Raw genomic sequence first — 23028 nt, forward strand, 5'->3', positions numbered from 1 at the left:
TTAGCAAGTATTGGCCATGGAAGACACGTTGGCAACACCGCCAGACGGGTGGGCGACAGCGGCGGCCGGGTGGTGGATCCCCGGCCGCCGCGTCAGGTGAGCAGGCCTCAGAAGCCCGGCATCGGTGCGCCCGGCTCGGAGCGCGGCGGGAACTCCATCGCCGAGCCGGTCAGGTACTCGGGGTGGCTGCCGGTCGGGAAGCCGGAGTTGGGGTACGCCGGGTAGCCGGTGGGGGTGTTGGCCGGCGGGGGGTAGCCGGGGTTCTGCTGTCCCGTGGGCCAGCCCCCGCCCGGGTATGCGGGCGCCGCCGGCTGGGTCGGCTGGGCACCTGGGTAGCCCGGCATCAGCGCCTGACCGCCCTGGGCGCCGGGGTAGCCCGCCGTCTGGTGGCCGGGCAGGGTGCCAGGGTGGCCGGCCTGGTCCGGCTGCGCGCCGGGGTAGCCCGGCTGCTGGTCGCCCGGCCCGCCGAGCGGCGCGGCCGGCTGCGGGATCCCGACGCCCGTGGGCGCGGCCGGTGCCGGCGTGCCGGGGGCGGGTGACCCGCCGTCCGGCGTCTCGGTCCCCGGGGTGCCGCCGTCGCCGTTGCCCGCGGTGCCGCCGCCCGTCGCCGTCCCGTGCAGGGTCGGCGACCCGTAGGGGACCGCCGAGCCGTGCAGCGTGCCGCCCTGCTGGCCGGGCACGCCGCCCTCGCCGGTCACGGCCGGCTTCGGCGGTGCGATGCTGCCGGTCGGCTCCGGCTCGGGCTCCAGCTCGGTGCGCCCGGCGGCGTCGCTCAGTTTGATCAGCAGCGCGGTGAGCAGCCAGTTCGCCAGTGTCGAGGAGCCACCCGCGGCCAGGAACGGCAGCGCCTTGCCGGTCAGCGGGATCAGCCCGGAGACGCCGCCGACCACCACGAAGACCTGCAGCGCCACCGCGCTCGCCAGGCCCGCGGCCAGCAGCTTGCCGAACGGGTCCGACAGCATCAGCGCGGTCTTGAGGCCGCGCTGGAAGAAGAGCGCGTAGATGAGCAGGATCGCGGTCACCCCGGCCAGGCCCAGCTCCTCGGCGACCGTGGTGAAGATGAAGTCGCTGCGCCCGGCGAAGCCGATCAGCCACGGGTAGCCCGAGCCGAGCCCGGTGCCCAGGATGTGGCCGCTGCCGAAGCTGAACAGCGCCTCGGCGGGCTGGTTGGAGGGGACCGCCCCGGTGCCCGGCGGGTTGGTCTTGTAGTACTCCAGCGGGTCCAGCCAGGCGGTGACCCGGCCATGCACGTGCGGCTCCAGGGTGCCGACCACGGCCGCCCCGCCGACCGCCATGACCAGGCCGATGACCACCCAGCTGGTCCGCTCGGTGGCCACGTAGAGCATCACGATGAAGACGCCGAAGAAGATCAGCGAGGTGCCCAGGTCGCGCTCGAAGATCAGGACCAGCAGGCTGATCAGCCAGATCGCCAGCACCGGCCCGGCGTTCCGCCCGCGCGGCAGGCTCAGGCCCCAGACCTTGCGGCCCACCAGCGCCAGCGCGTCCCGGCTGATCGTCAGATAACCGGCGAAGAAGACGCAGATGGCGAGCTTGACGAACTCGTCCGGCTCCACCTGGATGCCGGGCAGGTGGATCCACCGCTTGGCGCCGAAGTCGTCGCCGGGGAAGAACGCGGGCGCGGCCAGCAGGATCAGCGCGCCGATCATCAGGATGTAGACGTAGCGCTGGAAGAAGCGGTGGTGCTTGATGAACACGACCAGCCCCATGGACACCGGCACCGCGATGAACAGCCACATCACCTGGGACGGTGCGGAGGGCAGCTTCTGGTAGTCGCCCTTGGCGGCGTGCGCGATCGCGTACGACTGGTCCAGCCGGTTGAGCAGCACCAGGCCGAAGCCGCTGAGCAGCGTCGCGCACGGCAGGATCAGCGGATCGGCGTAGCGCGCGAAGCGCCGCACCACCAGGTGGACGCCCAGGGTGAGCACGGTGAACGACACCCCGTAGACCAGCAGGCCCGGCGGCAGCTTGTCGTTCAACGCCTCGTCGGCGTAGATGTAGGCGAAGAAGCAGACCGCGAGGGCGAAGAGCAGCATCACCAGCTCGATGTTGCGGCGGCGATCAGCTCCGCGTTGGCCCTCGGTCCGCTGGCTGCCTATCACACGAACTCCCCACCGGCACGGCACTCTGGACCGGCGAATTCTCGCACGAACCGAGGGTCCGCCGAGCCACCGGTCCGCTCGGGGGTGGTGTGCGGGACCCTTCGCGCCGGGGGGCGGCGCGGTTAGACTGAGCGCCTTCGCGACCATGGGTGGTCGGCCCGGGTGGCCGGCCCGGGCGCATGCACGGGCCACGCGGGGACCAGGGGCGACCAGAAAGAGGGCGGTACGGATGGCGGGCGTCAGCGGATCGGACGACCCGTCCGCCGAGCTGCTCCAAGCGGCGGCGGCCTCCTTCGGCCTGCTCGCCTCCACCATGCGGCTGCACATCGTCTGGGTGCTCAGCCAGGGCGAGGCCGACGTGGGCACGCTGGCCGAGCGGGTCGGCGGCACCCTGCAGGCGGTCAGCCAGCACCTGGCCAAGCTCAAGCTGGCCGGCATGGTCTCCAACCGCCGCGAGGGCCGCCGCCAGGTCTACGGCGTGGACGACCCCCAGGTGGCCACGCTGGTGCGGTTGATGATCGAGAAGCTCGCGGGCCCCGGCGCCCTGCCCCACCAGCCGCCGCGAACCGGCGGCGGCGAGGTGTACCGGTTCCGGAGCAGCGGTGCCTGACCAGGGGGCGCGCCTGCTCCCGCTGCCCGGCGGTCGCGCGCCGGGCCGGCGCCCGCTGTCCGGAGGGCCGCACGGGCCGTTGCCCGGCGACCCCGCCCGGCTCAGCCGGTTGGCCGCACTGCGCGCGGTGGCCGCCACCCCGCGCGGCCTGACCGAGGGCGAGGCGGAGTCCCGCCTCGCCGAGTACGGCGACAACCTGGTCCTGCCGCTGCCCGAGCCCACCTGGCCCGGCCGGCTGCGGGCCGCCCTCGGTGACCCGTTCGCCGCCCTGCTGGCCGCGCTGGCCGGCGTCTGCGCGCTGATCGGCTCCTGGGGCAGCGTGCTGATACTGACCCTGCTGGTGCTGACCGCCGGCCTGCTGCGGCTGCACGGCGAGCGCCGCACCGCGACGGCTCTGCGGGCGCTGCGCGCCCTGGCACCGGGCACCGCGACCGTGCTGCGCCGGGCCGGGCACAGCGAACTGCCGACCGCCCGCGAGGTGCCGGCCGAGCAGCTGGTGCCCGGTGACGTGGTCAAGCTGGCCGGCGGTGACGCCGTCCCGGCCGACCTGCGGCTGCTGCGCGCCCAGGGCCTGACGGTGGACCAGTCGGCGCTCACCGGCGAGGCCGCCGCGGTGCCGCGCCACGCGCTCGACCTGCCGCCCGCCGAGCCGCCGGGCGGCCCCTTCGACGAACCGCAGCTCTGCTTCGCGGGCAGCACGGTGGTCACCGGCAGCGGCACCGGCCTGGTGCTGGCCACCGGCGCCGCCACCCGCTTCGGTGCCGCGCACCAGCCGGGGGCCCCGGGCACCCCGGTCGACCAGGGCCCCTCGGTGGTCGAGCGCGGGGTGCGGCGCGCGGTGCTGGCGCTGATCCTCTTCATGATCGCCGCCGTCCCCGTCACCATCGGCACCGACACCCTGCTGCACGGCTGGAGCGGCGCGCTGCTGCCGTTCGCGGTGGCCGCGGCGGTCGGGCTCACCCCGGAGCTGCTGCCGCTGGTGGTCAGTTCGGTGCTGGCCCGCGGCAGCAGGCAGCTGGCCGCCGAGGGGCTGCTGGTGCGGCGGCTGCCGGCGATCAGCGAGCTGGGTGCCCTCGACATGCTCTGCCTGGACAAGACGGGCACCCTGACCACCGGTGAGCTCGTCGTGGCGGGCGCGCTGGACCCGGCCGGCCGCCCGGACCCGCAGCCGCTGCGCTGGGCCGCGCTGCTGGGCGAGGCCGCGCTGCTGCACGACGAGCCGGGCCTGCTGGACCCGCTGGACGAGGCGCTGCTGGACGCCGCCGAGGCCGCCGGTCTGCTGGCCGGGCCGGCCCCGAGCGTGCTGGAGGTGATCCCCTTCGACCCGGAGCGGCGGCGCTCCGGTGCGGTGCTGCGCGAGGCGGGCCGCCGGCTGCTGGTGATCAAGGGGGCGCCGGAGGCCGTGCTGGAGCGCTGCACCACGCTGGCCGGGGCGCAGCCGGGCCGGCCGCCGCGCCCGCTGGACCCCTCGGCCCGCGCCGGGCTGGCACGGCTGATCGAGGAGCGGGCCGGGCGGGGTCTGCGGCTGATCGCGGTGGCCCGCGCCGAGCACGAGCCGCGGCTGGGGGCGCACCGGCTCGCGGACGAGCAGGAGCTGACCCTGCTCGGCTTCGTCGAGCTCTCCGACGAGCCGGTGGACTCGGCCGAGGAGGCGCTCGCGCTGCTGAGCCGCTCCGGTGTCACCCTCACGGTGCTGACCGGCGACCACCCGAGTACCGCGCTGCGGCTGGCCGAGCGGCTCGGCCTGGCCCCGGGGCGGGTGCTGCTCGGTGCCGAGCTGGCCGGCCTCAGCGAGGCGGCGATCGCCGCAGCGGCAGCCGAGCAGGCGGTCTTCGCCCGCTGCACCCCCGAGCAGAAGGCCAGGGTGGTGCGGGCGCTGCGGCGGGCGCACCGCTCGGTCGGCTTCCTGGGCGACGGGGTGAACGACGTCCCCGCGCTGCGCGCCGCGGACCTCGGGATCGGCACCGCCGGAGCGGTCGGCGCCGCCCGCGAGTGGGCCGACCTGGTGCTCGGCGGGCGTGACCTGGTGCCGCTCGGCCGGGCGCTCGCGGTGGGCCGGGAGGCCACCGCCCGGGTGGCCGCCTACCTGCGGATCGCGCTCTCCTGCAACCTGGGCAACGCGGTCTCGATGCTGGCCGGCGGGGTGCTGCTGCCGTTCCTGCCGATGCAGCCGGCCCAGGTGCTGCTGCAGAACCTCTGCTTCGACGCGGCCCAGCTCTCCTTCGCGGTCAGCGGCCGGGCCGCCGGGCCGGGCGAGCGGCCGGTCAAGCTGCGCTGGGGCGTCCTGGCCGGCTTCGCAGCCGTCTTCGGGCTGCTCAACTCGCTCTCCGACATCGCCATGTTCCAGGCGATGCGGGCGGTCACCCACGGCTTCACGGCCGCGAGTTCGGAGTCGGTATTCCACACCGCCTGGTTCACCGAGAACCTGGTCACCCAGGCGATAGCGCTGCCGGTGCTCTACCGGCTGAGCCGCACCCGGCTGCGCCCGCCGCGCCCGGTCTGGTGTGCGGCGGGGCTGCTCGCGGTCGTCGGACTGCTGCTGCCGCCGAGCGCGCTGGGCGAGCGGCTCGGCTTCGAGGAGCTGCCGCTGGCCGCCTACGGACCGCTGGCGCTGGTGGTGACCGGGTACGCGCTGCTGCTCGGGGCGGGGCGCTGGCTCTGGTGGCGGTGGCTGGGGCGCGAGGCGTTCTGAGCCGGATCCGCCGGAGCGGCGGGGTCAGCCGCTCGCGCCGACCAGCATCCGGTGCAGCAGGTCGCGCAGCGTCCGGCGCTCCTCGGGGCCGAGGGTGGCCAGCGGCTCGCGGGCGAAGTTCAGGGACTCGCGGAGCTCCGCGGAGGCCGCCCGGCCCTGGTCGGTGGCGGCGACCAGCTTGACCCGGCGGTCCTGCGGATCGCTCTCCCGGGTCACGAAGCCGCGCGCCTCCAGCCGGTCCACGATGCCGGTGATGTTCGAGGGCTCGCAGCTGAGCGTCTGGGCGATGTGGCGCATGGGCCTGGGGCCGTGCCGCAGCAGCGCGAGCACCTTGGCCTGGGCACCGGTCAGCGAGCGGGCGGCGGCGGCTTCCTCGTACTCGCGGTGGAAGATCGCGACCAGGCCGGCCATCAGGTCGACCACCTCGCGGGTCAGGGCGTCCTCGCGGGTCAGCTCCTCGTTCGACATGCTGGTCAGTCTACCTGAATATTTGACACAGTGAACCTTTCATGGTCATGGTTACTTCATTGCATCAACCTTTCAGGTGGAACGACAGCAAGGAGCGAACCGATGGCTGAGCAGTCCGTGCCCGCAACCGCCCGCGAGTGGCACCTCAAGGCCCGGCCCAACGGCTGGCCGGTGCCCTCCGACGCCGCCCTGGTCGAGGCGCCGGTCCGCGAGCCGCAGCCGGGCGAGATCCTGGTGCGCAACGCCTACCTCTCGGTCGACCCGTACATGCGCGGCCGGATGAACGACGTCAAGTCCTACGTCCCGCCGTTCGAGCTTGACCAGCCGATGGACGGCGGCGCGGTCGGCTACGTGGTGGCCTCGGCCGCCGAGGGCTTCGCCGTCGGCGACGCGGTGCTGCACGGCCTGGGCTGGCGCGAGTACGCCACCGTGCAGGCGGCGCACGCGGTCAAGGTGGACCCGGCGCACGCGCCGCTCTCCTACTACCTCGGCGTGCTCGGCATGCCCGGCCTGACCGCCTACGCGGGTCTGGTCGAGGTGGCCGGCATCAAGCCGGGCGATGCGGTCTTCGTCTCCGGCGCGGCCGGCGCGGTCGGTTCGCTGGTCGGTCAGATCGCCCGGCTCAAGGGCGCCTCCCGCGTGGTCGGCTCGGCCGGTTCGGCGGCCAAGGTGGCCAAGCTGGTGGACGACTACGGCTTCGACGCCGCCTTCGACTACAAGCAGGGCCCGGTGGCCGAGCAGCTCGCCAAGGCCGCGCCCGAGGGCATCGACGTCTACTTCGACAACGTCGGCGGTGACCACCTGGAGGCCGCGATCGGCGCCCTCAACGTGCACGGCCGCGCGGTGCTCTGCGGGGCGATCGCCCAGTACAACGAGACCGCCCCGCCGACCGGTCCGCGCAACCTGGCGCTGGCGATCGGCAAGCGGCTGCGGCTGCAGGGCCTGCTGGTGCGCGACCACACCGCGCTGCAGCCGCAGTTCGTGGCCGAGGTGGCCGGCTGGCTGAAGGACGGCAGCCTGCACTATGACGAGACGGTGGTGGACGGCGTCGAGCACATGATGGACGCCTTCCTCGGCCTGATGCACGGCGAGAACACCGGCAAGATGGTCGTCAGCCTCGCCCCCTGATCCGACGTCAGGATCTGCCCGCGCCCCGATCGGCCGTCAAGGCCGCTCGGGGCGCGCGGCGTTGTCGCGCGCGACCCCGGAGGGCGCGTTCCAGCCGGTTCCGACGGAGCGTCAGACGACCCCGGGTGCGGCGCGATAGCGTGAGGACACCGCCGAAGCGCCACCCGATGGGGCCGTTCGGGGGAGAGATCCCGATCAGGGGTAGACCTCTCCTCGGAACTGACTACCATGGTGGAAGCTTGTCCGTTTTGCTCAAGTTAGTGACTTAATGTCGGTTGATCTGAGTCACAACAGGATCAGAATCGGACAGGAGTCGGCCAAGTGTGGCGCCCAGGACCAACCGGCCACCGGCACGAGGCAGCTGGGGAAGGCGACCCTCGTCCACAGCCTGGAGGTCCCGGTGACGACACGTGGAGTCCTGTACATCCACTCCGCGCCCCGCGCGCTGTGCCCGCACGTCGAATGGGCGGTGGCGGGCGTGCTCAACGTGCGGGTCAGCCTTGACTGGATCCGCCAGCCGGTCGCCCCCGGCCAGTGGCGCTCCGAGCTGTCCTGGCAGGGGGAGGTGGGCACCGCCTCCAAGCTCGCCTCCGCGCTGCGCGGCTGGCAGCTGATGCGCTACGAGGTGACCAGCGAGCCCTGTGCCGGCGCCGAGGGCGAGCGCTACAGCAGCACCCCCACGCTCGGCATCTTCCACGCCGTCACCGGCATCCACGGCGACATCCTGATCCCCGAGGACCGGCTGCGCGCGGTGCTCCTGCGGGCCCGCAGCGAGGGCAGCGACCTGGAGGCGGAGCTCTCCCGGCTGCTCGGCAAGCCCTGGGACGACGAACTGGAGCCGTTCCGGTACGCCGGCGAGGGGGCACCGGTGCGCTGGCTGCACCAGGTGGTCTGAGGGCGCGGGGCGAGGACCCGATACGAAAGGGGCCCCACGAGGGGGCCCCTTTCGCGTGCTGGTCCGTCAGGCGGTGCGGTTGCCGGGCGGACCGGTCCCTGTCTTCGTCAGGCGGTCGGTCAGACGGTGCGGAAGGCCAGCACCACGTTGTGACCACCGAAGCCGAAGGAGTTGTTGAGCGCGGCGATCCGGCCCTCGGCGGGCAGCTCGCGCGGCTCGAAGCGGACGATGTCCGCGTCCACGTCGTCGTCCAGGTCGTCCACGTTGATGGTCGGCGGGGCCTGGCGCGTGGCGAGTGCCAGCACGGTGGCCACCGTCTCGATGCCGCCGGCGCCGCCCAGCAGGTGGCCGGTCATCGACTTGGTGGAGGAGACGGCCACGTGGTCCAGGTGCTCGCCGAGCTCCTTGCGCAGCGCCTTGATCTCGGCGACGTCGCCCTGCGGGGTCGAGGTGGCGTGCGCGTTGACGTGCACCACCTCGGCCTTGTCCAGGTCGGTGGAGGCGAACAGGTGGGCCAGCGCCCGGGCGATGCCCGAACCGGTCGGCTCCGGCTGCGCGATGTGGTGGGCGTCCGAGGACAGGCCCTGGCCGACCGCCTCGCAGTAGACCTTGGCGCCACGGGCGGCGGCGTGCTCGGCCGACTCCAGCACCACCACGCCGGCGCCCTCGCCCAGCACGAAGCCGTCGCGGCCCTTGTCGAAGGGGCGCGAGGCGCGCTGCGGCTCGTCGTTGTTCTTGGACATCGCCATCATGTTGGCGAAGGCGACGATCGGCAGCGGGTGGATCGCCGCCTCGGTGCCGCCGGCCACCACGACGTCGGCGCGACCGCTGCGGATCATCTCGATCGCGTAGCCGATCGCCTCGGCGCCCGAGGCGCAGGCCGAGACCGGGGTGTGCACGCCGGCCTGGGCGCCGACCTCGATGCCCACGTTGGCGGAGGGGCTGTTGGGCATGAGCATCGGCACGGTGTGCGGGGACACCTTGCGTACGCCCTTCTCCTTCAGCACGTCGTACTGGTCGAGCAGGGTGGTCACGCCGCCGATGCCGGAGGCGATCACGGTGCCCAGGCGCTCGGGGTTCAGGGTGGAGGCCTCGTCGGTGGCCGCGACCTGGTAGCCGGCGTCGGCCCAGGCCTCACGGGCGGCGATCAGCGCGAACTGGGCCGAGCGGTCCAGCTTGCGGGCCAGCGGCCGGGGCAGCACCTCGCCGGGGTCCACCGCGGTGCGCGCGGCGATCCGGACCGGCAGGTCGGCGGCCCACTCCTCGGTCAGGGCGGCAACCCCGGAACGGCCGGCGAGCAGTCCCTCCCAGGTGGTGGCGGCGTCGCCGCCCAGCGGCGTGAAGGCGCCGATACCCGTGACTACCACGGTGCGGTTTTCAGCGGTCACTGGTTCTTCTTCTCTCACGTGTGCGGGGGCGGGTGGGGCCGGCCGGAGGGGGCCCGGGTGGGGGCGGCGGATCGGCCGCCCCCACCCGGAACGGATCAGTGGGTGAGGATGTACTCCACCGCGTCGCCGACCGTCTTCAGGTTCTTGACCTCGTCGTCCGGGATCTTGACGTCGAAGCGCTCCTCGGCGGCCACGACCACCTCGACCATGGACAGCGAGTCGACGTCCAGGTCATCGGTGAAGGACTTGTCGAGTGCGACATCCTCGGTCGGGATCCCGGCGATCTCGTTGACGATCTCCGCGAGACCTTCCAGGACCTCATCCTTGGTAGCCATCTTGGCTGCTCCTCTGAGTGATGGTGGCGCCAGGCGGAATGCTCGGCGCCGGTTTGACGGTACGTAAGGCGCTATGTGTGCCTATGGGAGGGTAACGACTGCCGCAGCGTAGACCAGACCCGCCCCGAACCCGATGATCAGGGCGAGGTCTCCGCTCTTGGCTTCGCCGCTCTCCAGCATCCGCTCCATGGCGAGCGGGATGGAGGCCGCCGAGGTGTTCCCGGTCTCGGCGATGTCGCGGGCGACCGGCACCGAGTCGGGCAGCTTGAGGGCCTTGATCATGGCATCGGTGATGCGCATGTTGGCCTGGTGCGGGATGAAGGCGCCGAGCTGGTCGGCGCTCACCCCGGCGGCGTCCAGCGCCTGCTGGGCCACCTTGGCCATCTCCCAGACCGCCCAGCGGAAGACCGGCTGGCCGTCCATCCGCAGCGCGGGCCACCGGGGGCCGGCCTCGGGGTGCTCGCTGTGGCCGTTGACGGCGTCCGGCTTGGCGAAGGCGGTGTCCCAGGCCTCGGTCTGGGTGATGACGTCCTTCTGGGAGGCGTCCGAACCCCAGATGACCTTGCCGATGCCCGGGGTGTCCGAGGGGCCCACCACGACCGCGCCCGCGCCGTCACCGAAGATGAAGGCGGTGGAACGATCATGCACGTCGGTCAGGTCGCTCAGCCGCTCCACGCCGATCACCAGCACGTACTCGGCGCTGCCGCCGCGGATCATGCCGTCGGCGAGGTTGAGGCCGTAGCCGAAGCCGGCGCAGGCCGCGGAGATGTCGAAGGCCGGCGCGGTGCCGCAGCCCAGCCGCAGCGCGATCTCGGTGGCCACCGCCGGGGTCTGCTTGAAGTGCGAGACGGTGGCCACGATCACGCCGCCGATCTGCGCCGGGTCGATGCCCGACTGGGCGATCGCCTTGCCGGCGGCCTGCACCGACATCTCGGTGACGGTCTCCTCCGGGCCGGCCCAGCGGCGCTCGGTGATGCCGCTGCGGGTGCGGATCCACTCGTCGGAGGAGTCGATCCAGGTCAGCACCTCGCTGTTGGGGATCACCCGGACCGGACGGTAGCCGCCGACACCGTGGATCCGGGCGAACGCGGCACCGCCGACGGGTCGGATCTGCTGGGCGGCGGTCATGCGGCGTTCTCCTCACCGGCGTGCTCGGCCACCAGGGCGGCAGCCTTCTCCAGGTCGGCCGGGGTCTTCAGGGCCAGCGTGGCGACGCCCTTGACGTTGCGCTTGACCAGGCCGGTCAGCGTGCCGGCGGGGGAGAGCTCGATCACGCAGGTCGCGCCGAGCTGCTCGATGGTCTCCATGCACAGGTCCCAGCGGACCGGGTTGGAGACCTGGGCGACCAGCCGGGCCAGGACCTCGGCGCCGGACTGGACGACCTCGCCGTCCTTGTTCGAGATGTAGGGCAGCGCCGGGTCGGCCACCGTCAGGCTGGGGGCCAGCTCGGCCAGCCGGGCCACGCCCGGAGCCATGTGCTCGGTGTGGAAGGCACCGGCCACCTTGAGCGCGACCAGCTTCGCCTTGGCCGGCGGGTCGGCGCGCAGCGCCTCCAGCTGGTCCAGCGTGCCGGCCGCCACGATCTGGCCGCCGCCGTTGTTGTTGGCCGCGGTCAGGCCGTGCTCGGCCAGCTTGGCCGCGACCTCCTGCGGATCGCCGCCCAGCACCGCGAGCATGCCGGTCTCGGTGACCGCGGCGGCCTCGGCCATCGCCCGGCCGCGTTCACGGACGAAGGTCAGCGCGTCGGCGGCGCCGAGCACGCCGGCCACGGCCGCGGCGGTGATCTCACCGACGCTGTGGCCGGCCACGGCGCCGATCAGCTTGCCGGCGTCCTGCTCATCAGGGACGAGCGCACGGGCGGTGACCAGGCCGGCGGCGACCAGCAGCGGCTGGGCGACGGCGGTGTCCTTGATCTCCTCGGCCGAGGCTTCGGTCCCGTAGTGCACCAGATCGAGGCCGGCCACCTCGGACCAGGCGCGCAGCTGGTCGGCAACGCCGTCCAGCTCGAGCCAGGGGCTGAGGAATCCGGGGGTCTGGGCACCCTGTCCAGGGGCGACGATTACGAGCACGGTTCAACCCTCTCTCGCCAGGCGCCCGTGGGCGGGTAGGCGACGGTAACGAAGATAAGGACCTCGGATTGTGGAGTCTCTACAGGAGGACTGACTCAATCCCCGGTGGAGTCCAGCCGACCCAGGGCCAGCGCAATGCGGAGCGTGAAGGCCGAACGCACATCCGAGGGTGCGTAGCCGGTGACGTCAGTCACACGACGTAGCCGGTAGCGCACGGTGTTCGGGTGGACGAAGAGCATCCGTGCGGCACCCTCCAAGGAGGACGCCTGCTCCAAATAGACACTCAGCGTCTCCAGGAGTGCCGAGCCGGCCTCGTTCAGCGGTGTGTAGATCTCCTCCACCAGCTGACGGCGTGCGACCTGGTCGCCCGCCAGCGCGCGCTCCGGGAGCAGATCGTCGGCGAGCACCGGGCGCGGGGCATCCGGCCAGGCGGCGCAGGCCCGCAGACCGGCGGCTGCGGCATGGGCCGAACGGGTCGCCGAGAGCAGGTCGCCGACGGTCGGGCCGATCACCACGGGACCGGGCGCGAACTGGCCGATCAGCGCGCGCGCGGCGTGCACCGGCTCCTTCTCGCCGCCGACCACCACCACCAGGCGCTTGCCGAGCACCCCGGTGAGCACGTGCAGCCGGGCGTACCTGGCGGCCCGCCGGATCGCCTCGACCACCGCCTCGCTGTCGCCGTCCGGGGCGCTGCCCATCACCACCCGCACCTGGCTGGGCTGACCCCAGCCCAGGGCGGCGGCCCGGGACAGCACGCCCTCGTCGGCGTCGCCGGAGAGCAGCGAGTTCACCACCAGGGCCTCCAGCCGGGCGTCCCAGGCGCCGCGCGCCTCGGCCGCCTGGGCGTACACCTGGGCGGTGGCGAAGGCGATCTCGCGCGCGTAGACCAGCACCGACTCGCGCATGCCGTCCTCGTCGCCGGGCGCGGCGACCTCGGGGATCGCCTCCTCCATCACCTCGATCGTGGTGCGGATCAGCTCCACGGTCTGGCGCAGCGTGATCGCCCGGGTCAGCTCGCGCGGTGCGGTGCCGAAGACGTCGGTGCTGATCGCCTGGGGGGCCTCGGGATGGCGGTACCACTCGGTGAACGCGGCGATACCGGCCTGGGCGACCAGGCCGATCCAGGAGCGGTGCTCCGGTGGCATGCGCCGGTACCAGCCGAGCTGGTCGTCCATCCGGGCGATGGCGGCGGTCGCCAGCTTGCCGGCCGACTTCTCCAGCCGTTTCAGCGTGGCGGCCCGCAGCTCGGCACGCTCGGCGGCGAGCCGGCGCTCGGTGGCGGTGGCACCGGCGGTGGCGGTCTTGCGTACGGGCCGCTTGGCGGGCGGCGACTGTTCGCTCGCCGCCGGGCCCGCTGGAGCTTCTGGATCTGAGGGGGCTGGCACAGGGACAAGACTGCCTCACCGCGCGCCGACCTCGCGCCCGCCCCCCTCGCGCTGCACGCGGATGGGGCCGCGCACAACCGCTACGGTGGGTCAGATGACCGACCCCGCGCGCCCTAGGGCCGACCTGCGCCGTACCGCCGAACGCTACCGCTCGACGCCCGCACCCGGGGTCGAAACCCGGCACGCCTTCTCGTTCGCGGGGCATTACGACCCGAAGAACGTTCACTTCGGCGCGCTGCAGGCCTGCAACGAGGAGACCCTGCAGCCCGGCGCCGGGTTCGAGGCGCACCGGCACCGTGACGTGGAGATCGTCACCTGGGTACTGGAGGGCGCACTGGCGCACCGGGACGGGGACGGGCACGCCGGGGTGGTGCGCCCGGGGATGGTCCAGCACCTGAGCGCCGGGCGCGGGACCAGCCACACCGAGCGCAACGTCGGCGGGGCCGACGTCCCGGTCCGGTTCGTCCAGATGTGGCTGCAGCCCGACGTCTTCGACTCCGAGCCGTCCTACGGCCTGCGCCGGGTGGCGCGGACCGCGGACGCGGTCACCCTGCTCGCCTCCGGGATGGAGCGCGACGCCGGCACCGAGGCGCTGCGGCTGCGCCGCTCGGACGCCGCGTTGCACCTGGTCACCGCCGGCCCCGGGCGGGCGCTGCCCGACCTGCCCGAGGCCCAGTGGCGCTACGCGCACCTGACGGCGGGTTCGCTCGGCTACCGCACCATCCCCGGCCCGCGCGGAGTGGGCCGCTCGATGGAGCCGGGGGACAGCCTGCGGCTCACCGGGGAGGCCTTCGCCAGCCCGGTGGCCGGACCCGCGGGCGCCGAGCTGCTGCTCTGGGAGATGCACTCCGACCTGAAGGTCGGGTAGCCGTCAGCCGCGCAGCTCGGCGAGCACCGCGTCGGTGAGGACCGGCCACACCTCGGCCGCCCACGGCCCGAAGTCCCGGTCGGCCAGCGCCACGCAGGCCACCCCTGCGGCCGGGTCCACCCACAGGAAGGTGCCGGACTGGCCGAAGTGGCCGAAGGTCTCGGGCGAGCTGGTGCCGCCCGTCCAGTGCGGCGCCTTGTGGTCGCGGATCTCGAAGCCCAGGCCCCAGTCGTTGGGCTTCTGGTGCCCGAAACCGGGCAGCACCCCGCCGAGCCCGGGGAAGGCCACCTCGCGGGTGGCGGCGGCCAGCGTCGAGGGGTGCAGCAGCCGGGGGGCCTGAAGCTCGGCGGCGAACCTGGCCAGGTCGGCGGCGGTGGAGACGCCGCCGGCCCCGGCCGGGGTGCGGTGGGTCGCCTCGATGACGGTGTCCGTCATGCCCAGCGGCTCGAAGACCGCCTCGGCGGCGTACTGCTCGAAGGGGATCCCGGCCGCCTTGGCCAGCGTGTCGGCGAGCACGTCGAAGCCGGCGTTGGAGTAGAGCCGCCTGGTCCCCGGCTCGGCCATCGGCCGGTTGTCGTCGAACGCCAGCCCCGAGGCGTGGGCCAGCAGGTGGCGCACCGTGGAGCCGGCCGGCCCGGCGGGGTCGTCCAGCTCGAAGACGCCCTCCTCGACCGCGACCAGCGCCGCGTAGGCGGTCAGCGGTTTGGTCACCGACGCCAGGGGGAAACGGTGGTGCTGCGGGCCGTGCGCGCCCAGCAGCGCGCCGTCCGCGCCCCGCACCACCGCCACCGCCGCCGTGTCGACCGGCCAGTCCTCGATCATCCGCAAGCTCTGCATGGCAGGAACTGTAGTGCGGCGGCCGAAGCCGCTTGCTTCGAGTGCACTCGAACTCGATAACGTCGAGTGCATCACGCCGCACACCTTCGGGGGAGTCCGTCATGAGTGCCCTGCCCGCCGTGGAGTCCGCGCTCGACCCGGTGCTGAACAGCTGTGGCCTGGCCGAGTACCACGCGCCTGCCGAACCCACCGACCGGCTGCGCCACACCATCAGCGAGGTGGCCGCCCGCACCGGGCTGACCGCGCACACGCTGCGCTGGTACGAGCGGATCGGTCTGCTCGACCCGGTGGACCGCTCGCACTCGGGCCGCCGCCTGTACAGCGACGCCGACCTCAACCGGCTGGCCTTCCTGAGCCGGCTGCGGCTGACCGGCATGCCGGTGGCGGACATGCTGCGCTACGTCGAGCTCGCCCGCGGGGGCGAGCGCACCTTCGACGAGCGGCGTGACCTGCTGGTGGCCCACCGCGACGGGGTACGGCAGAAGATCGCCGACCTGCACGCCACCCTCGCGGTGATCGAGCACAAGATCGACCTCTACTCAGGGAAGTAATCCGCATGACGCAGTCGACGTCCCCCCTCCCCGCCGACCTCCCGGCCGGCCTCCCCACCGCCCGCCTGGGCACGGACGGACCGCTCGTCGGCGTCCAGGGCCTGGGCTGCATGGGCATGAGCGAGTTCTACGGCCCGACCGACACCACCGAGGCGCTGGCCACCCTGGAGGCTGCACTGGCCGCCGGGGTCACCCTCTTCGACACCGCCGACATCTACGGCTCGGGCCACAACGAGGAGCTGATCGGCCCGTTCGTGCGGGCTCACCGCGACCAGGTGGTGCTGGCCACCAAGTTCGCCATCGAGCGCAGGGCCGACGACCCGCACTACCGCGCCATCCGCAACGACCCCGGCTACATCCACAGCGCGGTGGACGCCTCGCTGCGCCGCCTGGGCGTCGAGGTGATCGACCTCTACTACATGCACCGCCGCGACCCGCAGGTCCCGCTGGCCGAGTCGGTGGGCGCGATGGCCGAGCTGGTGCAGGCCGGCAAGGTCCGCCACCTGGGCCTGTCCGAGGTGACCGGGGCCGAGCTGCGCGAGGCGCACGCGGTGCACCCGATCGCGGCCGTCCAGCAGGAGTGGTCGCTCTTCTCCCGCGATGTGGAGCAGAGCGTGGTCGGGGCCGCCGCCGAGCTCGGGGTCGGCTTCGTCCCGTACTCGCCGCTCGGCCGGGGCTTCCTGACCGGCGCCTTCGCCAGCGCCACCGAGCTGGCCGAGGACGACTTCCGTCGCCACCAGCCGCGCTTCAGCGGGGACAACGCGGCCGCCAACGCCGCGCTGATCGCCCCGATCCAGCGGATCGCCGCCGAGCGTGGGGTGACGGCGGCTCAGGTCGCGCTCGCCTGGGTCCACCAGCGGGCCGCGGTGCACGGCCTGACGGTGGTTCCGATCCCCGGCACCCGCAAGCGCAGCCGGCTGGCCGAGAACACCGCCGCCGCCACCCTGCTGCTCGACGCGGCCGAACTCGCCGCGCTGGAGCCGCTGGCCGCCGAGGTCGCCGGCACCCGCTACCCGGACATGGCCTTCACGGCCACCGCCCGCGAGTAGCCGCCCGCCTGGCGGTGGGTCAGCCCGTGCGGTAGACGACGGACCGGTAGTCGCCCAGCGCGATCGCCGCGAAGTTGTGCAGGCTGGTGGTCCCGGGGTCGAAGTAGCCCACGTGGCCCGCGGCGCCGGCCGAGGAGATCTGCTCGGCGCCGAAGTCCGCGCTGGTCGGGTCGGCCCCGTGACCCAGGCCGCCGACCTGGAGGTAGGGGACGTTGCCGATCCAGTCGCTCGGGTTGCGGGTGGCCCACAGGTGGACCCCGGCGCCCAGCTCGTCCACGTTCTGCACGCCCATGCCGGGGCTGCCCAGCACCACCATGTCCGTGGTGCGGCCGTGCAGCCCGGGCGCCACGGTGCCGCAGACCACGGTGCCGTAGGAGTGGCAGATCAGGGTCGGCGGGGCGACGGGGGAGCTGGTCCTGGCCAGGCCGTCGAGCAGCCGGGCCAGCCGGGGCGCGCCGGCGTCGGCCAGCCGGGAGGTGACCGCGTCGGGGCCCAGGCCCACCGGGGTGACGTAGCCGGTCCAGGCGATGACGGCGGTCTTCACGCCCGGCTCCTGGCTGCGCTCCTCGGCCTGCAGCGCGCGGGCCATCCCGGCCGGCGAGCGCAGCGGGTCGACCGCGCGGTCGTGGTGGCCGAGGTCGGTGTCCGAGCCGGGCACGATCACCGAGACGCGCTGGGCGCTCGCCAGGTCGCCGAAGACCTCGGTGACCAGGCCGCGGCCGCGCGGGTCGAAGGCCAGGATCTGGCGGCCCGGGGCCAGCAGCGCCTGGCAGTCGTTGGCCCGGGAGACGGCGAGCGCGTGGGTGGTGGGGTCCACCCTGCGGTCCGCGGCCTGGGCCTTGGCCCGGGCCACCTCGGCCGCCAGCGCCAGTGCGTTGGCCCGGTAGCGCAGCTGCAGCGGGGCGCCGTCCAGATTGCCCACCACCAGCGGGTAGGCGTTCGCCAGGCGGTCCTGCTGGGCGGCGGAGAGTGTGGCGAAGAAGCCTGCCACGGTGGCCGCGTCGGCGGTGGCCGGGTCGGGCAGCGGACGGCCGAGCGAGGTGTCGTGCACCCAGGCGCTGGAACCGGCCGGCGGGGTGGTGATCGCGACCTGCTCGTTGGAGGCCGCGGCCTGGGCGGCCGCGGCGCCGGCGTCGGCCAGCACCGAGCAGGCCGCGAAAGCGCCGATCAGCATGCGCTTCAGCCGCCTGCGCTGCATTCGCGTCAACTCCTGGTGCTATGGCGGCCGGGACGATCGAGTGATCGGATCCACACGGCGGCCGGGACAAGACAACGTTCAGTCGGCCAGCGTATTCGGTCCGAAGGAGTGCTGGAGTCGCCCTAAACTGTGGGTTGAGTCACAGTGACCCCCGTGCGACCCGCTCGTTCGTCAGTGCCAGTCGCCGGCCAACGCCGGTCCGAGCTGGTCGAGGTGACGCCCGATCATGGCGATCATGCCGTCCGGGCCGTCGGCGCCGGGACACCCCCCGGCGGCCGTCCAGGCCTGGTGGGCGGAGCGGATCACGGCCCCGAAGGTGGCCGCCAGCAGCCGCGGGCGCAGGTCGGTGGCCGGGTCCACCCCCTCGCGGGCGGCCAGCACCTCGACCACCCGCTGCTCCTGCTCGGCCGAGCGGCGCAGGTGGGCGGCGAGCAGGGTGGGAGTCGACTCGATCAGCGCGACCAGCTCCAGCGCGGCGGTGACGCCGCGCCCGTCGTGCCGGTGCGCGTCGTGCAGGTCGCGCCAGGACTCGCAGACGGCCGCGTGCATCGCGGTGAGCGGGTTCTCGGCGGCCGGCCGGGCCCGCAGCCGCTCCAGGAAGTACCGCTCGGCGTCGGCCAGCACCGCGAGCGCGGCCTCCTCCTTGTTGGCGAAGTAGCGGAAGAAGGTGCGCTGCGAGACGTCCACGGCGGCGGCGATCTCGTCCACGGTGGTGCGCGCGTAGCCCTGGGTGAGGAAGAGCCGGTGTGCCGCGTCCACCAGGGCGTCCCGGGTGCGCTGCTTCTTGCGCTCGCGCAGACCCGGGGGCGCGGCGGGCGGGGCAGCGGTGGTGGTGGACATGCCGACACGATAGCGCGCGGTCCGGGCCCGGCCGGGAGGTGAAGCCGCTGCCCCCGGGCGGCACGCCGTGCCGTGATTCATCGGGCACCATAAGTCACTGATTGCCGATTGTCAGCTGCTGACATAATCTCGTCACGGTGGCGCCCGCGCGGCCGACGAGCTCGTGGGGACGGGCGGGGCCCGGGCGCCACCCGTCTGCCGTCTGCCGTCGGCCGGAGAGGCCCCAGGCCTGTCCGGCCCTAGCGCCGGCCGGTCAGGCCGGGGCGCTCGACCGGCACCGCCGCCGCCTCGCGCAGGTAGCGGCTGCGCTCCTCGCGCTCCAGATCCGGGAAGTAGTCCAACAGGCGGGTGTGCGCCTCGGCGGGGGACAGCTGCACCTCGCGCAGCAGCCAGCGCGCGCGGGCCAGGATCTCGTCGTCGTGCATGGGGCGATCATCACCACCGGGGCGGCCGCCGGGCGCGCTGGACTGGGCCGGACGATGGGCCTCCCGGGTGTGGAAAAGCCCGAGGGCCGGACTCCAGCAGGAGTCCGGCCCTCGGGGTGTTCGACGGTCCGGCCGGCTCAGGCGTCGCCGCCCGCAGCGCCCGGGTGGGCGGCGGCCACGTCCAGCAGCTGGTAGCGGTCGATCGCCTCCTTCAGCGCGTGGCGGTCGATCTTGCCCTGCTTGGCCAGCTCGGTCAGCACGCCCAGCACCACCGACTGCGCGTCGATGTGGAAGAACCGGCGCGCCGCACCACGGGTGTCGGCGAAGCCGAAGCCGTCGGCACCCAGCGACTGGTACTGGCCCGGCACCCAGCGCGCGATCTGGTCCGGCACCGCGCGCATCCAGTCGGAGACCGCGACGAACGGGCCCTCGGCGCCGGAGAGCTTCTCCGTCACGTACGGGACGCGCTGCGGCTCCTCGGGGTGCAGCAGGTTGAACTCCTCGGCCTCCACCGCGTCGCGGCGCAGCTCGTTCCAGGAGGTCGCGGACCACACGTCGGCCTTGACGTTCCATTCCTCGGCCAGGATCCGCTGGGCCTCCAGGGCCCACGGCACGGCCACGCCGGAGGCGAGGATCTGCGCCGGGATCTGGCCCGCGGTGCCGGCCTGGTAGCGGTGGATGCCCTTGAGGATGCCCTCGACGTCCACGTTCTCCGGCTCGGCCGGCATCTGGATCGGCTCGTTGTAGACCGTCATGTAGTAGAAGACGTCCTCGCCGTGCGGGTGCTCGGCGGAGGAGCCGTACATGCGGCGCAGACCGTCCTGCATGATGTGCGCGATCTCGAAGCCGTAGGCCGGGTCGTAGGCGACGACCCCGGGGTTGGTCGAGGCCAGCAGGTGCGAGTGGCCGTCGGCGTGCTGCAGGCCCTCACCGGTCAGCGTGGTGCGGCCGGCGGTGGCGCCGATCACGAAGCCGCGGGCCAGCTGGTCGGCCATCTGCCAGAACTGGTCGCCGGTGCGCTGGAACCCGAACATCGAGTAGAAGACGTAGACCGGGATCAGCGGCTCGCCGTGGGTGGCGTAGGACGAACCGGCGGCGATCAGCGAGGCGGTGCAGCCGGCCTCGGAGATGCCGTCGTGCAGCATCTGGCCGGTCGGGGACTCCTTGTACGCCAGCAGCAGCTCGCGGTCGACCGACTCGTAGGTCTGGCCGAGCGGGTTGTAGATCTTGGCGGACGGGAAGAGCGAGTCCATGCCGAAGGTCCGGTACTCGTCCGGCGCGATCGGCACGAAGCGGTTGCCGATGCCCTTGTCCCGCATCAGGTCCTTGAGCACGCGGACGAACGCCATGGTGGTGGCGATGGTCTGCTGGCCGGAACCCTTCTTGACGCCCTTGTAGGCGTCGTCGCCCGGCAGCTCCAGCTTGCGCGGCCGCACCTTGCGGGTCGGCACGTAGCCGCCCAGCTCCCGGCGCCGGTCGTGCATGTACTGGATCTCTTCGGAGTCCTTGCCCGGGTGGTAGTAGGGCGGGTAGCCCTCGTCGAGCTGCTTGTCCGTGATCGGCAGGTGCAGGCGGTCGCGGAAGCGCTTCAGGTCCTCGACCGTCAGCTTCTTCATCTGGTGGGTGGCGTTGCGGCCCTCGAAGTTGGGGCCCAGCGTCCAGCCCTTGACGGTCTGCGCCAGGATGACGGTCGGCTGGCCCTTGTGCTCGCGGGCCGCCTTGAAGGCCGCGTAGACCTTCTTGTGGTCGTGGCCGCCGCGACCCAGGTGCTGGATCTGCTGGTCGGACATGCTCTCGACCATCGCGCGCAGCCGCAGGTCGTCACCGAAGAAGTGCTCGCGGATGTACGAGCCGGTCTCGGTGGCGTAGGTCTGGAACTGGCCGTCCGGGGTGGAGTTCAGCTTGTTGACCAGGACGCCGTCACGGTCCTGGGCCAGCAGCGGGTCCCAGCTGCGGTCCCAGACCAGCTTGATGACGTTCCAGCCGGCGCCGCGGAACTGCGACTCCAGCTCCTGGATGATCTTGCCGTTGCCGCGGACCGGGCCGTCCAGGCGCTGCAGGTTGCAGTTGACGACGAAGGTCAGGTTGTCCAGGCCCTCGCGCGCGGCGAGCGACAGCTGGCCCAGCGACTCCGGCTCGTCCATCTCGCCGTCGCCGAGGAAGGCGTAGACGTGGCTGTCGGAGGTGTCCTTGATCCCGCGGTGCTCCAGGTAGCGGTTCATCCGCGCCTGGTAGATCGCGCCGAGCGGGCCGAGGCCCATCGAGACGGTCGGGAACTCCCAGAAGTCCGGCATCAGCCGCGGGTGCGGGTAGCTGGACAGGCCGTAGGGGGCCTTCGACTTCTCCTGGCGGAAGGCGTCGAGCTGCTGCTCGCTCAGTCGGTCCAGCAGGAAGGCGCGGGCGTAGATACCGGGGGAGGCGTGGCCCTGGAAGAAGATCTGGTCGCCGGACTCGCCGTCGGCGTCCTTGCCACGGAAGAAGTAGTTGAAGCCCACGTCGTACAGGGACGCGGAGGAGGCGAAGGTGGCGATGTGGCCACCGACGCCGATGCCCGGGCGCTGGGCCCGGGAGACCATCACGGCCGCGTTCCAGCGGGTCGCGTTCAGGACCTTGCGCTCGATCTCCTCGTTGCCGGGGAAGAACGGCTCGTCCTTGGTGGCGATGGTGTTGACGTAGTCCGTGCTGCGCATCTCGGGCACGGCGACACGCTTCTCGCGGGCGCGCTCGATCAGGCGGAGCATCAGGTAGCGGGCGCGCTCACGGCCCCGCTCGTCGATGGCCGCGTCGAGCGACTCCAGCCATTCCGCGGTCTCCTCGGGATCGAAGTCCGGGACCTGACTCGGAAGGCCGCCAATGATGATCGGGTTGCGATCGGATCCGGAAGCCACGCTGTTCCTTCACTGTCGGTCGAAACTGAGGTGTGTCGCGCCGCCTCCATCGTGTACCGCAACTCGGAGATCCGTCATCTCTACCGATGGGTAACCGAAGCGCCTGGTGGGCGAATCGGTCAGGTGGGGGCGCTTCGGGCGTCATCGCCGTCACCGACTCCACCGGGTCTTACGAAGAGGTGGTCCGACCTGTGTACCTGGACTGCTCCAGGTGCCCCGCTCGTCCGATGGCGGGCGGTCGGGGTGAGGGCCAACAGGAGACTTTACGCCCGTGGTCGTACTGGTCTCGAATGCCGTTCGTATCGCGGGCGGGAAGGCGGTCGACTGGTCGCGAACCTGCCGGCGGACGAGTGGCATCCGCAGCATGGGCGAACGGTCCGCAAAAGGGCAAATCGGTGTGATTCCCGGCACAGGACTCGGCGTGTCTTGCTACGAGACGTCAACCTTTGGGTGGGATCGGGGGTCGGGTACTTGCGCGAACCGCCGCGCCCGTGTGGACTACGGCCACAGCCCTGGCATCGACGCCAGGCCGAATACTGGAGGTTATTCCCGTGAGCGCGACCGCGGACCCCGCGGACAAGTCCAACCCGGCTAACAAGCTGGGCTTCGAGCCCGGCCAGATCGTTCAGGAGCTCGGGTACGACGAAGACACCGACCAGGAGCTCCGCGAGGGCATCGAGGAGATCACTGGTGAGGACCTCGTCGACGAGGACTACGACGACGTCGCCGACGCCGTCCTGCTGTGGCACCGCGAGGAGGACGGGGATCTGACCGATGCCCTCGTCGACGCCCAGGAGTACCTGGCCGATGGCGGCCTGATCTGGCTGCTGACGCCCAAGAAGGGCCGTGAGGGCCACGTCGAGGCGCACGAGGTCGCGGAGGCCGCGCAGACCGCGGGCCTCTCGCAGACCAGCTCGATCACGGTGGCCAAGGACTGGGCCGGTACCCGCCTGGCCACGCCGAAGGCGGCGAAGTCCGGCCGGCGCTGAGCCCGGCCGCCCCGGCTCCGGCCCACCCTGAGCGCGGCCCGCACTGAGCCGGGCCGCACCGCGTCGGGCCGCATCGAGCCCGGCGCACCCGGAGCCTGACGGACCCCGCTGGAGGAGCCTCCAGCGGGGTCCCGCCGTCAGCGCGGCCGGTTTGTCGGGATCACCGAGACCGTTGTTCGCTCGCGGCGAAATCGGCCGTGAATCGCCCCTGCCGGGTGGTGCCGGCTCACTCGTACGGCCGAAATCCGGAGCCCGGATGCGAGGATGATCGCGCGGTCGGCCGGTGCGTCGCC

The 23028-nt window shown here is 72.8% G+C and carries 20 protein-coding genes; 8 read left to right on the forward strand and 12 right to left on the reverse strand.

The window, feature by feature from the left end; all coding sequences use genetic code 11:
* Nucleotides 1-107 precede the first annotated feature (107 nt).
* Nucleotides 108-2120 (reverse strand): FtsW/RodA/SpoVE family cell cycle protein, encoded by a 2013-nt coding sequence (locus tag OG294_RS28275; RefSeq protein WP_327069359.1) that lies wholly within the window; start codon nucleotides 2118-2120, stop codon nucleotides 108-110.
* Nucleotides 2121-2349: 229 nt separating this feature from the next.
* Between OG294_RS28275 and OG294_RS28280 the strand changes: the two genes are divergently transcribed.
* On the forward strand, nucleotides 2350-2730 hold the full coding sequence (locus OG294_RS28280) for an ArsR/SmtB family transcription factor (RefSeq protein WP_327069360.1): 381 nt from the start codon (nucleotides 2350-2352) through the stop codon (nucleotides 2728-2730).
* A complete protein-coding gene (locus tag OG294_RS28285) occupies nucleotides 2723-5422 on the forward strand; it encodes an HAD-IC family P-type ATPase (RefSeq protein WP_327069361.1) in 2700 nt (899 codons plus the stop codon). The genes OG294_RS28280 and OG294_RS28285 overlap by 8 nt, the downstream gene beginning before the upstream one ends.
* Nucleotides 5423-5446: 24 nt before the next feature.
* On the opposite strand, the gene OG294_RS28290 is transcribed toward OG294_RS28285, so the two are convergent.
* Nucleotides 5447-5890 carry a MarR family winged helix-turn-helix transcriptional regulator gene (locus OG294_RS28290; RefSeq protein ID WP_327069362.1) on the reverse strand — a complete coding sequence of 148 codons (444 nt, stop codon included), beginning with the start codon at nucleotides 5888-5890 and terminating at the stop codon, nucleotides 5447-5449.
* A 102-nt stretch (nucleotides 5891-5992) separates the two neighbouring features.
* Here OG294_RS28290 and OG294_RS28295 point away from each other — a divergent pair, with 102 nt between their 5' ends.
* The gene (locus OG294_RS28295) at nucleotides 5993-7018 is read left to right on the forward strand and encodes an NADP-dependent oxidoreductase (protein WP_327069363.1); all 1026 of its coding nucleotides are present in this window, start codon (nucleotides 5993-5995) and stop codon (nucleotides 7016-7018) included.
* Between the two features lie 400 nt (nucleotides 7019-7418).
* On the forward strand, nucleotides 7419-7913 hold the full coding sequence (locus OG294_RS28300) for a DUF3145 domain-containing protein (protein ID WP_327069364.1): 495 nt from the start codon (nucleotides 7419-7421) through the stop codon (nucleotides 7911-7913).
* Between the two features lie 119 nt (nucleotides 7914-8032).
* Here OG294_RS28300 and fabF read toward each other — a convergent pair whose 3' ends face one another.
* From fabF to OG294_RS28325, 5 genes are all read right to left on the reverse strand, one after another.
* Nucleotides 8033-9301, reverse strand: coding sequence for a beta-ketoacyl-ACP synthase II (gene fabF / locus OG294_RS28305; protein ID WP_327069365.1), 1269 nt, complete (start codon nucleotides 9299-9301; stop codon nucleotides 8033-8035).
* A 95-nt stretch (nucleotides 9302-9396) separates the two neighbouring features.
* On the reverse strand, nucleotides 9397-9636 hold the full coding sequence (locus OG294_RS28310) for an acyl carrier protein (RefSeq protein WP_327069366.1): 240 nt from the start codon (nucleotides 9634-9636) through the stop codon (nucleotides 9397-9399).
* 81 nt (nucleotides 9637-9717) lie between these two features.
* Entirely contained in the window at nucleotides 9718-10764 is a 1047-nt protein-coding gene (locus tag OG294_RS28315) for a beta-ketoacyl-ACP synthase III (protein ID WP_327069367.1), read from the reverse strand.
* Nucleotides 10761-11705: an ACP S-malonyltransferase gene (locus OG294_RS28320; protein ID WP_327069368.1), complete on the reverse strand. Its 945-nt coding sequence runs from the start codon at nucleotides 11703-11705 to the stop codon at nucleotides 10761-10763. The genes OG294_RS28315 and OG294_RS28320 overlap by 4 nt, the downstream gene beginning before the upstream one ends.
* A 95-nt stretch (nucleotides 11706-11800) precedes the next feature.
* Entirely contained in the window at nucleotides 11801-12949 is a 1149-nt protein-coding gene (locus OG294_RS28325; RefSeq protein ID WP_327071699.1) for a PucR family transcriptional regulator, read from the reverse strand.
* Between the two features lie 235 nt (nucleotides 12950-13184).
* Here OG294_RS28325 and OG294_RS28330 point away from each other — a divergent pair, with 235 nt between their 5' ends.
* Nucleotides 13185-13958, forward strand: coding sequence for a pirin family protein (locus OG294_RS28330; RefSeq protein ID WP_327069369.1), 774 nt, complete (start codon nucleotides 13185-13187; stop codon nucleotides 13956-13958).
* 3 nt (nucleotides 13959-13961) lie between these two features.
* On the opposite strand, the gene OG294_RS28335 is transcribed toward OG294_RS28330, so the two are convergent.
* Nucleotides 13962-14795, reverse strand: a complete 834-nt coding sequence (locus tag OG294_RS28335) for a serine hydrolase domain-containing protein (protein WP_327069370.1) — start codon at nucleotides 14793-14795, stop codon at nucleotides 13962-13964.
* Between the two features lie 101 nt (nucleotides 14796-14896).
* Between OG294_RS28335 and OG294_RS28340 the strand changes: the two genes are divergently transcribed.
* Both OG294_RS28340 and OG294_RS28345 read left to right on the forward strand, forming a co-directional pair.
* Nucleotides 14897-15346: a MerR family transcriptional regulator gene (locus tag OG294_RS28340; protein WP_327069371.1), complete on the forward strand. Its 450-nt coding sequence runs from the start codon at nucleotides 14897-14899 to the stop codon at nucleotides 15344-15346.
* 5 nt (nucleotides 15347-15351) lie between these two features.
* Entirely contained in the window at nucleotides 15352-16395 is a 1044-nt protein-coding gene (locus OG294_RS28345; protein WP_327069372.1) for an aldo/keto reductase, read from the forward strand.
* Between the two features lie 19 nt (nucleotides 16396-16414).
* On the opposite strand, the gene OG294_RS28350 is transcribed toward OG294_RS28345, so the two are convergent.
* The 4 genes from OG294_RS28350 to aceE form a co-directional block, all read right to left on the reverse strand.
* A complete protein-coding gene (locus OG294_RS28350; RefSeq protein WP_327069373.1) occupies nucleotides 16415-17593 on the reverse strand; it encodes an alpha/beta hydrolase in 1179 nt (392 codons plus the stop codon).
* Nucleotides 17594-17764: 171 nt separating this feature from the next.
* On the reverse strand, nucleotides 17765-18433 hold the full coding sequence (locus OG294_RS28355; RefSeq protein ID WP_327069374.1) for a TetR family transcriptional regulator: 669 nt from the start codon (nucleotides 18431-18433) through the stop codon (nucleotides 17765-17767).
* A gap of 239 nt (nucleotides 18434-18672) precedes the next feature.
* Nucleotides 18673-18858 carry a hypothetical protein gene (locus OG294_RS28360; protein WP_327069375.1) on the reverse strand — a complete coding sequence of 62 codons (186 nt, stop codon included), beginning with the start codon at nucleotides 18856-18858 and terminating at the stop codon, nucleotides 18673-18675.
* A gap of 137 nt (nucleotides 18859-18995) precedes the next feature.
* A complete protein-coding gene (gene aceE, locus OG294_RS28365) occupies nucleotides 18996-21746 on the reverse strand; it encodes a pyruvate dehydrogenase (acetyl-transferring), homodimeric type (protein ID WP_327069376.1) in 2751 nt (916 codons plus the stop codon).
* A gap of 551 nt (nucleotides 21747-22297) precedes the next feature.
* Between aceE and OG294_RS28370 the strand changes: the two genes are divergently transcribed.
* Nucleotides 22298-22735: a DUF3052 domain-containing protein gene (locus tag OG294_RS28370; RefSeq protein WP_327069377.1), complete on the forward strand. Its 438-nt coding sequence runs from the start codon at nucleotides 22298-22300 to the stop codon at nucleotides 22733-22735.
* Nucleotides 22736-23028 lie beyond the last annotated feature (293 nt).

Origin of the sequence: Kitasatospora sp. NBC_01302 (assembly GCF_035976515.1) — a bacterium.
Classification (GTDB): domain Bacteria; phylum Actinomycetota; class Actinomycetes; order Streptomycetales; family Streptomycetaceae; genus Kitasatospora.